At 71.3% G+C, this 12750-nt stretch carries 12 protein-coding genes; 7 read left to right on the top strand and 5 right to left on the bottom strand.

All coding sequences use genetic code 11. The features are described from left to right. The first annotated feature begins 142 nt into the window (after positions 1-142). A complete protein-coding gene (locus HPC71_RS16435) occupies positions 143-1423 on the top strand; it encodes an HNH endonuclease signature motif containing protein (RefSeq protein WP_154614735.1) in 1281 nt (426 codons plus the stop codon). Between the two features lie 986 nt (positions 1424-2409). Here the strand turns inward: HPC71_RS16435 and HPC71_RS16430 are convergent. From HPC71_RS16430 to HPC71_RS16415, 4 genes are all read right to left on the bottom strand, one after another. Then, positions 2410-3156: a hypothetical protein gene (locus HPC71_RS16430; RefSeq protein WP_154614736.1), complete on the bottom strand. Its 747-nt coding sequence runs from the start codon at positions 3154-3156 to the stop codon at positions 2410-2412. 50 nt (positions 3157-3206) lie between these two features. Continuing rightward, positions 3207-4700, bottom strand: a complete 1494-nt coding sequence (locus HPC71_RS16425) for a glycosyltransferase family 2 protein (protein WP_253943752.1) — start codon at positions 4698-4700, stop codon at positions 3207-3209. Between the two features lie 213 nt (positions 4701-4913). Beyond that, positions 4914-5198 (bottom strand): acyl-CoA carboxylase subunit epsilon, encoded by a 285-nt coding sequence (locus tag HPC71_RS16420; protein WP_154614737.1) that lies wholly within the window; start codon positions 5196-5198, stop codon positions 4914-4916. After that, the gene (locus HPC71_RS16415; RefSeq protein WP_171896938.1) at positions 5198-6829 is read right to left on the bottom strand and encodes an acyl-CoA carboxylase subunit beta; all 1632 of its coding nucleotides are present in this window, start codon (positions 6827-6829) and stop codon (positions 5198-5200) included. The genes HPC71_RS16420 and HPC71_RS16415 overlap by 1 nt, the downstream gene beginning before the upstream one ends. A 146-nt stretch (positions 6830-6975) precedes the next feature. On the opposite strand from HPC71_RS16415, the gene HPC71_RS16410 reads away from it, so the two are divergent. The 6 genes from HPC71_RS16410 to purE all read left to right on the top strand — a co-directional run bounded on the left by HPC71_RS16410 (position 6976) and on the right by purE (position 11530). Continuing rightward, the gene (locus tag HPC71_RS16410; protein WP_253943751.1) at positions 6976-7719 is read left to right on the top strand and encodes a biotin--[acetyl-CoA-carboxylase] ligase; all 744 of its coding nucleotides are present in this window, start codon (positions 6976-6978) and stop codon (positions 7717-7719) included. Between the two features lie 57 nt (positions 7720-7776). Then, on the top strand, positions 7777-8286 hold the full coding sequence (locus HPC71_RS16405) for a PH domain-containing protein (RefSeq protein WP_171896936.1): 510 nt from the start codon (positions 7777-7779) through the stop codon (positions 8284-8286). 112 nt (positions 8287-8398) lie between these two features. Further along, entirely contained in the window at positions 8399-9355 is a 957-nt protein-coding gene (locus HPC71_RS16400) for an adenylate/guanylate cyclase domain-containing protein (protein WP_154614739.1), read from the top strand. A gap of 103 nt (positions 9356-9458) precedes the next feature. Beyond that, a complete protein-coding gene (locus HPC71_RS16395) occupies positions 9459-9767 on the top strand; it encodes a winged helix-turn-helix domain-containing protein (RefSeq protein WP_171896935.1) in 309 nt (102 codons plus the stop codon). 42 nt (positions 9768-9809) lie between these two features. After that, a complete protein-coding gene (locus HPC71_RS16390; protein ID WP_171896934.1) occupies positions 9810-10982 on the top strand; it encodes a 5-(carboxyamino)imidazole ribonucleotide synthase in 1173 nt (390 codons plus the stop codon). Positions 10983-10987: 5 nt separating this feature from the next. After that, positions 10988-11530 carry a 5-(carboxyamino)imidazole ribonucleotide mutase gene (purE, locus tag HPC71_RS16385; RefSeq protein ID WP_154614741.1) on the top strand — a complete coding sequence of 181 codons (543 nt, stop codon included), beginning with the start codon at positions 10988-10990 and terminating at the stop codon, positions 11528-11530. 121 nt (positions 11531-11651) lie between these two features. On the opposite strand, the gene HPC71_RS16380 is transcribed toward purE, so the two are convergent. Then, complete coding sequence (locus tag HPC71_RS16380; protein ID WP_154614742.1) at positions 11652-12686, bottom strand: GNAT family N-acetyltransferase; 1035 nt, start codon at positions 12684-12686, stop codon at positions 11652-11654. Positions 12687-12750: the final 64 nt, after the last annotated feature.

Below are 12750 nucleotides of genomic sequence, written 5' to 3'. Positions count from 1 at the left end.
TCACCCATGCGGGTCGCCCTTCGGACCCATGTTTCGGATCGCTGGAACGGGTCGTGAAACTGGTTGAACTGGCGTCTCGACATGCGGCCTGACCTGGGGAAACACCGCTTTGACTGTCGGCGGTGAGTGCTTGAGTAGACCCATGGCCAAGGACTCGAGACACCACGCGCACACCGTGTGCCGGGCTGTCGCGAAGTCCCGGAAGAAGACCCGCGCAGCCGCCACAGCGGACCTGTGGTCGATGTCGGACGAGGACGTCGAGGCCACCCTCCTGGAGGCCGAGAAGCTCCGCGCGCAGGCCGATGCCCTCGCACTCCGCCTGGTCGCGGAGGCCGACCGTCGGCATGCCGGTGAACGGGCCGGGGCGACCGACACCGCCTCGTGGTGGGCGCATCGGACCCGGCAGGAGCGGCGGGTGGCGAAGGGCCGGGCCCGGCTCGCGGAATCGCTGGACCGGCACGAGCCCACGTCGGCTGCGCTGGTCGAGGGCGCGATCTCGGTAGACCACGCCCGGGTCATCACCTCGTGTGTGGACCGGCTGCCCGAGGACCTGGAGGACCCGAGCGTCCCGGCGCGGGCCGAGCAGCACCTCCTGCGCGAGGCCGCCCACCTCGACCCGAAGACGCTGGCGGTGCTCGCCAAGCACGTCCTCACCGTGGTCGCCCCCGAGGTCGGTGAGGCCCGCGACGCCCGCGCCCTGGAGCGGGAGGAACGTGAGGCTCGCGCGAACGCGTGGCTGACGATGTGCCCGGACGGCAAGGGTTCGGTGCGGGGGAAGTTCTCGATCCCCGAGCTGGACGCCGCGATGCTGCACAAGACCCTCCTCGCGTACGCCGCGCCGAAGCACCAAGCCGCCACGAAGGCGGCAGGCGACGAGCCCGAGGCTGAGCAGGTCGAGCAGGTGGAGCGGCGGCTCTCTCCGGAGCGGATGGGGGATGCGTTCTGCGAGCTCCTCGAACGGCTTCCCACCGACACGCTCCCCAAGCTCGGCGGCCTCAACGCCACCGTCGTCGTCACCATCGATCACGAGTCTCTCGTCGGTGGCCTCGCGCCGGGAGTGCTGGACGACGGCGACGTCATCTCTGCCGCCACCGCCAGGCGCCTCGCATGCGAAGCCGGACTCATCCCGGCCGTCCTTGGCACCAGGTCTGAGCTGCTCGACCTCGGCCGTAGGACGCGACTCTTCTCAGGCGCCCAGCGCCGCGGGCTCAACCTCACCCAGCCGACCTGCACCGCCGAGGGCTGCGACTGGCCCGCCCACCTCTGCCACGCCCACCACGACCAACCCTGGTCCAGTGGCGGCAAGACGGATCTCGCGAACGCCCGGAACCTCTGTCCGCGTCACCACGCCCGCATCCACGACCCAGCCTTCGAGACCACCCACCTCCCCGACGGCAAGGTCGCCTTCCATCGAAGGACATAGGCCGACCAGTCAGACCCGCCCCGCAGTCCGATCCCTCGACCACCGCAACCACAGCGGTCGACCCCCGCTAACCGCGAGCCGAGAAGCAACAGCGCCCAGGTGCCTCGACCACGACGGCGCGCAACCACGTCCTTCTCAAGATCTCCCTACAACGCACCACCCGGCAGCCCGACGACCACCCCGAGGCCCTGCGCACCTCAGCGGGCCTCGACACGCTCGCCAGGGCTCGCTGCTCGACCAGCGGGACGCAGGGCACAGCTCCCGACCACCGCAACCACAGCGGTCGACCCCCGCCAACCGCGAGCCGACAAGCAACCGCGCCCAGGTGCCTCGACCCCCGCGGCGCGCAACCACGTCCGTCTCAAGATCTCCCTACAACGCACCACCCGGCAGCCGGACGCGCCCCGACCACCGTGAGCAGCCGGGGACCACTAGGCCCCAGGCACCTCACCGGGCCTCGACACGCTCGCCAGGGCTCGCTGCTCGACCAGCGGGACGAAGTCGCATCCCTCGTCCACCGCAACCACAACGGTCGACCCCCGCCCACCGTGGGCCGAGAAGCAACCGCGCCCAAGCACCCGCACCCCAGCGGCGCGCAACCACGTCTTTCTCAAAGTCCTTCAACAACGCACCACCCGGCAGCCGGACGACCACCCCCAGGCCCTGCGCACCTCACCGGGCCTCGACACGCTCGCCAGGGCTCGCTGCTCGACCAGCGGGACGCAGGGCACAGCTCCCGACCACCGCAACCACAGCGGTCGACCCCCGCCAACCGCGAGCCGACAAGCAACCGCGCCCAGGTGCCTCGACCCCCGCGGCGCGCAACCACGTCCGTCTCAAGATCTCCCTACAACGCACCACCCGGCAGCCGGACGACCACCCCGAGGCCCTGCGCACCTCACCGGGCCTCGACACGCTCGCCAGGGCTCGCTGCTCGACCAGCGGGCGGCTGCCGGGGCTCGCTGCTCGACCAGCGGGGTGAGCGGTCAGTTGGCGTTGATCGGGATCTTGCCGACCTTGGTGGGGGTGTCGGACTCGAAGATCGCGATGGGGACCGTCTGCTTGATCTTCTTCGCGACGAACCGGCCGGAGCCGGGGGCGCGCTCGTAGTGGACCTCGGCGACGAAGGTCAGCTCGATGCCGCGGGTGTCCTCGGAGACCGGACCGATCTTCTGGTTGCGGATCTCGAAGGAGCCCTTGGGGGAGGTGATGAGCATGCCGTGCTCGGGGTGCGTGACGGCCTCGGGGTCGAACGTGATCCGGGAGGCCTCGGCGTTCAGCTTGTAGGGGCGCTGGGTCTGGCCGCCACCGGTGGTGATGGTGCGCGAGGTGACCTTGATGTTGCCCAGGTAGGCCTTCCGCTTCGTGCGGAAGGGGTCCCGCAGCTTCCGGTTCATGTCGTAGACCTGGAAGGTGAAGGAGAAGAACTTGTTGCCCCGCGGGTACCACTCGTTGGTCCGCGGCGTCGACTTGGTCGGCCACAGCGTGTAGACGAAGTCCATCCCGTCGATCTTGATGTGGGACTGGAAGGTGCCGTCCCGCGTGAACTGCGAGTCGTACGCCGCCTGCGCGGCCGCGGCGGACGGGTTCTCCGCCTCGACGGGGTCCGGGCCGCCGAGCCGGTCGACCAGCGAGCAGCCGGACAGCGAGCCGGCCAGGGCGAGGGCCAGGGCCGCGACGAGGGTGCGGAGCCCGCGCGAGGAGCGCGCGGGCCGGGCAGCGGACACGGACATGGTGGTGGTCTCCCGAGAGGTGGGGGGAAGGGGGCGGGCCACGGGGCGGGTCACGCCTTGAAGCCGCGGTAGCGCTTCGACGCCTTGATGAGCATCCAGGCGGTCTGCAGGATGGTGATGATGCCGAGGATCGGCCAGCCGAGCTGGAGGAGGTCGGAGGTGGTCTGGATCGGGACCTGGAGCCAGGCGATCCAGGCGAGCACGAAGAAGATGCCGAGCGCGACGAACGGGTAGGTCCACGCGATGCCCTTGCCGCGCTCGGCCTTGGCCTGGGCGGCCCAGTTGTCGGTCTGCTGGCGGCTGAAGAACTTCAGCCAGGCGCGGACGAAGTGGCCCATCCGGATGAACATGTAGAGCTCGGAGGGGAAGACCAGCAGCACGAACAGGTAGTCGCGCCGGTTGGCGAACTCCATCGAGTGGGCGACCCGGAAGTTCAGCCACACCGCGGCCAGCGGCGGGATGAGCCACCAGGCCTGGAAGACGAACGCATCGATCGTCAGCGCGCCGATGAGCAGCGCCAGGAACATGATGCGGCTGGTCATGTTGAGCACCATCGAGAGGTGCTCGAACCACCGCAGCCGGAGGTTCGGGTGGAACGGCTGGCCCTTGGTGTCGCCGCGCTGGCCGGGCCACATCAGGTCGATGGCACCGAAGTTCCACTTCACCTGCTGGGCGTCGAGCGAGCGCAGGGTGGTCATGCCGCCCACGTGGGCGCGCGCCCGGGCCGAGATCTTGGTGAGGTAGCCCGCGGACTTGATCTGCAGCGAGAGCAGGGAGTCCTCGACCTCGGAGTCGCTGACCCACGGCGTGCGCTGGTGGCTGTCGCGCATCACGTCGCGCAGTGCCTGGGTGGAGAAGATGGAGAACTGGCCGCCGAGGACCGCCATGTTGCGGCCCTTGAGCAGGTTCTGCATGTTGAACGCGGAGAACTGCGCCCGCTGGCCGGCGATGAGGAACTTCGCCATCCACCCGTCGAGCGCGGAGTCGTCGATGGAGTAGATCGCGGAGATGCCGCCGATCCGGTCGTCGCTGGCGATCTCCTCGACGAGGTGCTCGATCGCGTCCGGCTCCGGCGTGGTGTCGCCGTCGACGCCGAGCAGGTAGTCCATGTGCTCGACGAGGGAGTAGCCGTAGTTGAGCGCGCCGACCTTCTTGTCGGGGTTCTTGCCGATGTCGTGGACGTAGACGATGGTGCTCTGCTCGCCGCTCGCGGTCATCCGCGTGTGCGGGCCGGCGTAGTGGCTGGCGATCTCCACGGAGTCGTCGCTGGTGTTGTTGACGACGAGGTGGATGACGTCGGGGAGCCGGGTCTGCTGGAGCAGGGAGTCCAGCACGCCGGCGATCGTCTCGGCCTCGTTGTAGGCCGGGATGACGCACCCGACCGTCGGGCGCAGGGTGGGCAGCTCGCCGACGGCGTCGAGGAACTCCGTGGCGTACGCCTCGAGCCCGGGGTCGGGCATCCGCACGTAGCGCGGGTCGTCGAGCCCAGGCGCGGCATCCGTGCTGAGACCGGTCCGGTCGTACCCCATGTCGTTCGCGTCCACGCGCCGTCCCATCAGTGGTGCGGGGCCGCTCTGGCGGTTCACCGACCCGGTCGTCTTGTCGTCTTCGAGTCTCGGAGGCGGACCTCAAGGGGTGGCGCCGCGAACCTCAACTTCCCCTCAAGGATTGTGGCGGAGGTCGCCCTCGGCCGCGGCGGAATCGCCGGACCGCCCCGCGCCGGTGTCCGAGAGGCCCGAGCCGGCGCGGGGGAGAGGTCAGCGGGGCAGGGTGCTGGAGCGCCAGCCCGCCGGGCCGTGCGGGTGCGTGCGTCGTACGCCGCGGTGCGGGGCGCTCCACTCCGGCCGGCGCGCCGGGGCGGCGGCCTCCACGCCGCCGACCGCGGTGAGCACGGCGACCAGCGCCGCGATCTCCTCGGGCGTGGCGTGGGGGCTGACCACCCGCAGCAGGGGCCGGGTCGGCTCCTGCTGCGCGGCGGTCGGCTCGGTCTCGCTCTCGGCCGGGCCCGGGGTCTGCTCCGTGGTCTGCTCGTCGGCGGCCATCAGAGCGGGATGTTCCCGTGCTTCTTCGGCGGCAGCGAGGCCCGCTTGGAGCGCAGCAGCCGCAGCGCCCGGACGACCTCGGAGCGGGTCTCGTGCGGCTGGATCACCGCGTCGACGTAGCCCCGCTCGGCGGCGATGTAGGGGTTGGCCAGCGTGGTCTCGTACTCGTCGATCAGCTCGGCGCGCCGGGCCTCGACGTCGCCGCCCTCGGCCTCGACCTGGGCGAGCGTCTTGCGGTGCACGATGTTCGCTGCGCCCTGGGCGCCCATGACCGCGATCTGGGCGGTCGGCCAGGCGACGTTGATGTCGGCGCCGAGGTGCTTGGAGCCCATGACGTCGTAGGCGCCGCCGTAGGCCTTGCGGGTGATGACGGTGACCAGCGGGACGGTGGCCTCGGCGTAGGCGTAGATCAGCTTCGCGCCGCGGCGGATGATGCCGTTCCACTCCTGGTCGGTGCCGGGCAGGAAACCGGGGACGTCGACGAAGGTCAGCACCGGGATGTTGAAGGCGTCGCAGGTCCGCACGAAGCGGGCGGCCTTCTCCGAGGCGTCGATGTCGAGGGTGCCGGCGAACTGCATCGGCTGGTTGGCCACGATGCCGACCGGGCGGCCCTCCACCCGGCCGTAGCCGATGAGGATGTTGGGCGCGAACAGCTCCATGACCTCGACGAAGTCCTCGTCATCGACGACGGCCTTGATGACGTCGTGCATGTCGTAGGGCTGGTTCGGGGAGTCCGGAATGATCGTGTCGAGCGACCGGTCGGAGTCGTTGACCTCGAGGTCGGCGACCTCGTCGAACGCGGGCGGCTCGTCGAGGTTGTTCTGCGGGAGGAACGAGAGGAGCGCCTTGACGTACTCGATCGCGTCCTCCTCGTCGGAGGCCATGTAGTGGGCGTTGCCGGACTTGGAGTTGTGCGTCCGGGCGCCGCCGAGGTCCTCCATCGAGACGTCCTCGCCGGTGACGGTCTTGATGACGTCGGGGCCGGTGATGAACATCGCGGAGGTCTGGTCCACCATCACGGTGAAGTCGGTGACCGCGGGGGAGTAGACGTGGCCGCCGGCGCAGTTGCCCATGATCATCGAGATCTGCGGGATGACGCCCGAGGCGTGCACGTTGCGCCTGAAGATCTCGCCGTAGAGGCCGAGGGAGACCACGCCCTCCTGGATCCGCGCGCCGGCACCTTCGTTGATGCCGATGATCGGGCAGCCGGTCTTCATCGCCAGGTCCATGACCTTGGTGATCTTCTCGCCGTAGACCTCGCCCAGCGAGCCGCCGAAGACGGTGAAGTCCTGGGAGAACACGCAGACCTGGCGGCCGTCGATCGTGCCGTAACCGGTGATGACGCCGTCGCCGTACGGTCGGTTCTTCTCCAGGCCGAAGGCGGTGCTGCGGTGCCGGGCGAGCTCGTCGAGCTCGACGAAGGAGCCCTCGTCGAAGAGCATCTCGATCCGCTCACGGGCGGTCTTGCGGCCCTTGGCGTGCTGCTTCTCGACCGCCTTGGCCGAGCCGGCGTGCACCGCCTCGTCGAGACGGCGGTCGAGGTCGGCCAGCTTCCCGGCCGTGGTGTGCAGGTCGATGTCCGCGGGGACGTCGGTCCCCTGCCCGGGACGTTCGGTGCTCTCTGCGCTCACGGTCCGGGGGTCTCCTCGTCGGCGTCGGTGCTGGCGTTGTGGTCGAAACGTGGGTCAATGTAGTGCCCGTGACCGTGAGTCGGGCCGAGCGCCCATCCCTTGACGAGACCGTTCTCTCCGCCCTCAGCCCGGACCTGGTCCCGGGCGTGTCGGTGGAGGTGGTCGACCGGGCGGAGTCGACCAACGCCGTGGTCGCCGAGCGGGCCCGCGCCGGCGCCCCCGAGGGGCTCGTCGTCGTCACCGAGCACCAGACCGCCGGCCGGGGCCGGCTCGACCGCTCCTGGGAGACCCCGGCCCGCTCCGCGCTGACCTTCTCGGTGCTGCTGCGGCCGACCGCACCCACCCGCAGCTGGCCCTGGCTGCCGCTCCTGGCCGGCTACGCCGTCGACAAGGCGCTCAAGGCCGCCGGCTTCGACGCCGGGGTGAAGTGGCCCAACGACGTGCTCATCGGCGACCGCAAGGTCGCCGGCATCCTCGTCGAGCGGATCGAGACCGAGCAGGGGCCCTGCGCGGTCGTCGGCATCGGCATCAACGTCGGCCTGACCGCCGAGGAGCTCCCGGTGCCGACCGCCACCTCGCTGGCGATCGAGGCCGGGGAGGCCGGCGCCCCCGACCGCACCGCCCTCCTCGTCGGCGTCCTGGCCAGCCTGCGGGAGTCCTACGACACCTGGCAGGCCGGCGGCGACCTCGCCGGGATGCGGCTGGCGGCGTCGTACGCCGACGCCTGCGTCACCGTCGGCCGCGAGGTCCGCGTCGAGCTGCCCGGAGGCTCGGTGCTGACCGGTCTGGCCACCTCGATCGACCCCTCGGGCCACCTCGTGGTCGAGGGTCCCGACGGCCGCGTCGCCGTCGGCGCCGGCGACGTCGTCCACGTGCGCGCGGCGATCTGAGCGCCCGCGGGGCGGAGACCGGGGCGGCGCCGGTGTGATCGGTGACATGATCCGGGCGTGGCCATCTCGCAGAAGCTGCTGAGCGACGGGGAGACCGTCGTGGTGAGCACGCGCACGCACGTCAAGGCGCTCCTCGCACCCCTCCTCGTGCTCGTGGTCGTGCTCGCGGCCGCGGTGTTCGTGCAGGTGGTCGCCGACAACCGGTTCGTGACGATGTTCGTGTGGGCGGTCGCCGCCGTCGTGCTGCTGCGGTACGTCGTGTGGCCGTTCCTCGGCTGGGTGACCGCGTCCTACGCCTTCACCGACCGCCGGCTGGTGACCCGCACCGGCGTGCTGACCCGTCGCGGCCACGACATCCCGCTCTCGCGGATCAGCGACGTGGCCATCGAGCTGCACCTGACCGACCGGATGCTCGGCTGCGGCACCCTGGTGATCAGCGACGCGAGCACCCACGGCCAGGTGCGGCTGCCCGACATCCCGCAGGTCGAGGACGTGCAGCGCCGGCTCAACGACCTGCTCCACGCCATCCACGACCCTCGCCCCGACCGACGCGACGAAGGTGCCTGAGCTGACCCCCCGACAGCCCGACCCCCGCCCCGACGACAGCCCCGACCCCCGGCCGGACGACAGCCCCGACCCCCGGTCGGACGACAGTGCCGGCCCGGTCGACGAGACGCCGATGACGCTCCACTCGGCCATCCTCGGCGAGGAGCCGGCGTTCGACGCCGTCCAGGTCGCCGACGCGGCGGGGGTGAGCCTGGAGGAGACCCGGCGGCTCTGGCGCGCGCTGGGCTTCCCCGAGCACGGCGACGAGGCGGCGTACACCGACGCGGACCGCCGCGCGCTCGCCACGCTCGTCGACGGCGTGCGCTCCGGGCTCTTCGACTTCGACCTGGCCGTCAACATCACCCGGGCGGTGGGGCAGAACATGGCGCGCCTCGCCGACTGGGAGGTCACCGCGATGGTGAACCGGATCGACGAGCTCGAGCAGGGCGACCAGGCCACCGGCACTCGTGCCGGCTCCGCTCGGCGCTTCCTCGAGGACTTCGGCCAGCCGTTCGAGGAGCTGCTGCTCTACGCCTGGCGGCGCCACCTCGCTGCCGCCGTCGCGCGGATCGAGGCGCTCGGCGGCGAGGAGGACGACCTGCACACCACGACGCTGACCGTCGGGTTCGCCGACATCGTCTCCTTCACCGCGCTGTCCAACCAGCTGAGCGAGGAGCGGATCGGCGACCTCGTCGAGCTCTTCGAGTCCCGCTGCGCCGACGTCGTGGCCATCCAGCGCGGCCGGATGATCAAGAGCATCGGCGACTCGGTGCTGTTCGTGAACGACGATCCGGTCCGCGCCTACGACATCGCCGAGGGGATCATCAACGTCATCGGCCGCGACCAGCGGATGCCCGACGTCCGGCTCGGGCTGGCGACCGGCTCGGTGGTGATGCGGCTCGGCGACGTCTTCGGCCCGCCGGTCAACATGGCCGCCCGGCTCACCGCGGTCGCCCGCCGCAACCGGGTGATCGTCGATGCGACGACCGCGGCGCTGCTGCCGCCGGACCAGTTCGACACCCGGCGGCTGCCAGCGCGACCCGTCCGCGGGTTCGGGATCGTCGAGCCGCTGGCCGTCCGGAGACATTAAGACTGATCTCACCCTTCCGGGTGGGTTTCGTGTCAGGAAGATGCCAGTGTCACCTTCTGGCGTTTCGTCCCGGTCCGGGCCTTCGCATGCCTACCGTGGGGGTGTGTTCGAGGTGCAGGACGTTCGCGTCGATCCCAGTAGCCGCCGCGCGTGGCGGGGGGAGGAGGAAATCATCCTCTCCCGCAAGGAGTTCGACCTGGTGCAGGCGTTGATCTCGCGAGCCGGGGAGATCGTCACCCGTGACGAGCTGATGCGCGACGTGTGGCACACGACGTTCTGGACGTCCTCCAAGACCATCGACGTCCACCTCGGCTGGGTGCGCCGCAAGCTCGGCGACGACAGCCGCCGCCCGCACCTGATCACCACGATCCGCGGCCAGGGCCTGCGGTTCGAGCTCCAGCCGCCGGCCTGACCGGGCGCGGGGGCTGTCGGACGGCTGCTCTAGGGTTCCGACGTGCCTGAGCTCGCTCCCACCCTGGCCGTCATCGGCGGTGGCCAGCTCGCCCGGATGATGGCCCAGCCCGCGATCGCCCTGGGGCTGCCCCTGCGGCTGCTCGCCGAGGCGCCCGGCGTCTCGGCCGCGCAGGTGATCCCCGATCACCGGGTCGGCGACCACCGCGACCTCGCGACGCTGCGGGAGGTGACGGCGGGCTGCCCGGTGGTCACCTTCGACCACGAGCACGTCCCGACCGAGCACCTCCACGCCCTCGAGGCCGACGGGATCGCGGTGCGGCCCGGCCCGGACGCGCTGGTGCACGCCCAGGACAAGGGCGTCATGCGCGAGCGGCTCGCGGCCCTCGGCGTGGACTGCCCGCGCAACGCCATCGTGACCGGCCCCGCGGACGTCGAGGCCTTCGGCCTCCCGTGCGTCCTGAAGACCACGCGCGGCGGGTACGACGGCAAGGGCGTGTGGTTCGTCGAGGACACCGCCGGCTGGGCCGAGGCCTGCGCCGAGGCGTTCGCGGTCGCTGAGGAGACCGGCGTGCGGATCCTCGCCGAGGAGCGGGTCGACTTCCGCCGCGAGCTCTCCGCGCTGGTCGTCCGCGCGCCGAGCGGGCAGGCGGCGGCGTACCCCGTCGTGGCCAGCACCCAGCGCGACGGCATCTGCCACGAGGTGGTCGCCCCGGCGCCCGACCTCGACCCGGATCTTGCGACCCACGCCCAGCAGGTCGCGCTGCGGATCGCCGGCGAGCTCGGCGTGACCGGCGTGCTCGCGGTCGAGCTCTTCGAGACCACCGACGGGCGGGTCCTGGTCAACGAGCTGGCGATGCGACCGCACAACACCGGCCACTGGACCCAGGACGGCGCGGTCACCAGCCAGTTCGAGAACCACCTGCGCGCGGTCATGGACCTCCCGCTCGGCTCGCCCGCGCCCCGAGCGCGGTGGACGGTGATGGTCAACATCCTCGGCGGCCCCGACCCCGAGGTCGGCCGGCTCTGGGACGGCTACCCGCACGCGATGGCGCGCGACCCGCAGCTGCGGGTCCACCTGTACGGCAAGGAGCCCCGACCCGGCCGCAAGGTCGGCCACGTCAACGCCTACGGCGAGGACCTCGAGGACTGCCTGGAGCGGGCGCGGCACGCCGCCGCCTGGTTCCGCGGCGACCTCGGCAACGAGAGCGAGTGAGCGAGATGAGCAGCACGACTGGGCCGACCGGGCCGACCGGTCCCCGCGTCGGGATCGTCATGGGGTCCGACTCCGACTGGCCGACGATGCAGGCCGCGGCGGAGGCGCTGGCGGAGTTCGACATCGCCCACGAGGCCGACGTCGTCTCGGCGCACCGGATGCCCGAGGAGATGCTCGCCTACGGCAAGGAGGCTGCCGGCCGCGGGCTCTCGGTGATCATCGCCGGCGCCGGCGGCGCGGCGCACCTGCCCGGGATGCTCGCCTCGGTCACCCCGCTGCCGGTCATCGGCGTGCCGGTGCCGCTGCGCCACCTCGACGGGCTCGACTCGCTGCTCTCGATCGTGCAGATGCCCGCCGGCGTGCCGGTCGCGACGGTCGCGGTCGGCGGCGCCCGCAACGCCGGCCTGCTGGCCGTGCGCATCCTCGCCGCCACCGACCCGGCGCTGCAGCAGCGGATGGTCGACTTCCAGGCCGAGCTCAAGGCCTCGGCGCACGCCAAGGGCGAGGTCGTGCGCCGCGAGTCCGCGCCGAAGCGGCTCGGTTTCTAGCGCTTCCCGCTGGTTGAGCAGCAAGCGCCGGCGGGCGTCGGCGAGCGCCGTCGAAACTCCGTGAGCCGGGCCGCGGCCTGTGCCCGCCGCCCTCGGGTCGCCGATCGGATCTGGGGCAGGTCTAGTGCTGTGCCTGACGCACGAGCCCGTACGCGCAGGTGCTGGAGGCCTGCTCGTAGCCGAGGTTCTCATAGAGGCGCAGGGCACCGGAGGGGTTCGCGGCGCCGACGCTGAGCGTTGCGGCCTGCATGCCCGAGACAGCGAAGCGACGCATGGACTCCAGCAGGAGGGCACGTGCGATGCCTCGCCCGCGATGGCTCTGGGCCACCGCCAGCTGATCGGTGTACCCCTCAGGGATCCCTGTCGCTCGCCAGTCCTGCTCGTAGGCGCAGTTGAGGGCGGCGCCGACGACAGTCCCGGTGCTGCTCTCGATCGCCAGCACGGACCACTCGGCCCGGAAGGCCTCGGAACCCGTGGCCTCGTCCCACATCTCATCGGTCCGGTCCACGTGGCCCCAGTGGCCGTGGAACGCGCGGTCGACCACCTGGTGCGTCTCTCGGCTGCGTGCTGAGTCCCAGTCCACGATGGCCACGTCGTCGAGGTCGGGCACCTGCGGGGAGTCGCCGAGCTGGCGGGACATCTCGAAGAAGTAGCGCTCGACGGCCAGGCCATGTCGTTCGGCCAGATCCCGGACATCGGCCTGGTCGGATGGTGCGTACAGGCGCATGGCGAGCGGTCCGTAGCCCTCCTGACGCGTGGCGTGGTCCCACGCGAGGGCATGCGCGATCTCCCACCGCAGGACGGAGCGGCCGATGCCCTCGCCACGGCGATCCGGGCGGACGGCTCCACCGAGGTAGACGCCTCGCTGCTCGGTGACGGCGCGGTTGCAGCCAGCCCACGCCGTGGCGACGACCCGACCGTCCGGGTCGTACCCGACCAAGGTGTCCGCATCGGGGCGTGATCGAGGCGAGTCCCAGAACTCCTGCAGCCCCGCGAGCGACTGCCGCTCAGGGTTGCGGTCGTGCGCCTCGCACCCGGCATAGAACTCGGCGATGGCTGGGAGGTCCTCACGACCGAAGGGCCGCCAGCTGAGGTCCGGAAGGGCGGCAAGGTCCGCGCGAGCGCCAGCCTCGCTGGCGACAGTCGTGTGCGTCACGCGATCACTGTTCCACGACCGATCGGTCTCGAAGGTGCCGCGGTGGCCGACCGCGTAGGTGAGG

The organism is Nocardioides marmotae, from assembly GCF_013177455.1.
GTDB classification, from domain to species: Bacteria; Actinomycetota; Actinomycetes; order Propionibacteriales; family Nocardioidaceae; genus Nocardioides; species Nocardioides marmotae.
This window is presented reverse-complemented; position numbering and strand designations above follow the sequence as displayed.

Coding starts and splice junctions, on each gene's coding strand:
- HPC71_RS16435 (WP_154614735.1), top strand. CDS start 143: ATGGCCAAGGACTCGAGACACCACGCGCACACCGTGTGCCGGGCTGTC.
- HPC71_RS16430 (WP_154614736.1), bottom strand. CDS start 3,156: ATGTCCGTGTCCGCTGCCCGGCCCGCGCGCTCCTCGCGCGGGCTCCGC.
- HPC71_RS16420 (WP_154614737.1), bottom strand. CDS start 5,198: ATGGCCGCCGACGAGCAGACCACGGAGCAGACCCCGGGCCCGGCCGAG.
- HPC71_RS16400 (WP_154614739.1), top strand. CDS start 8,399: ATGACGCTCCACTCGGCCATCCTCGGCGAGGAGCCGGCGTTCGACGCC.
- purE (WP_154614741.1), top strand. CDS start 10,988: ATGAGCAGCACGACTGGGCCGACCGGGCCGACCGGTCCCCGCGTCGGG.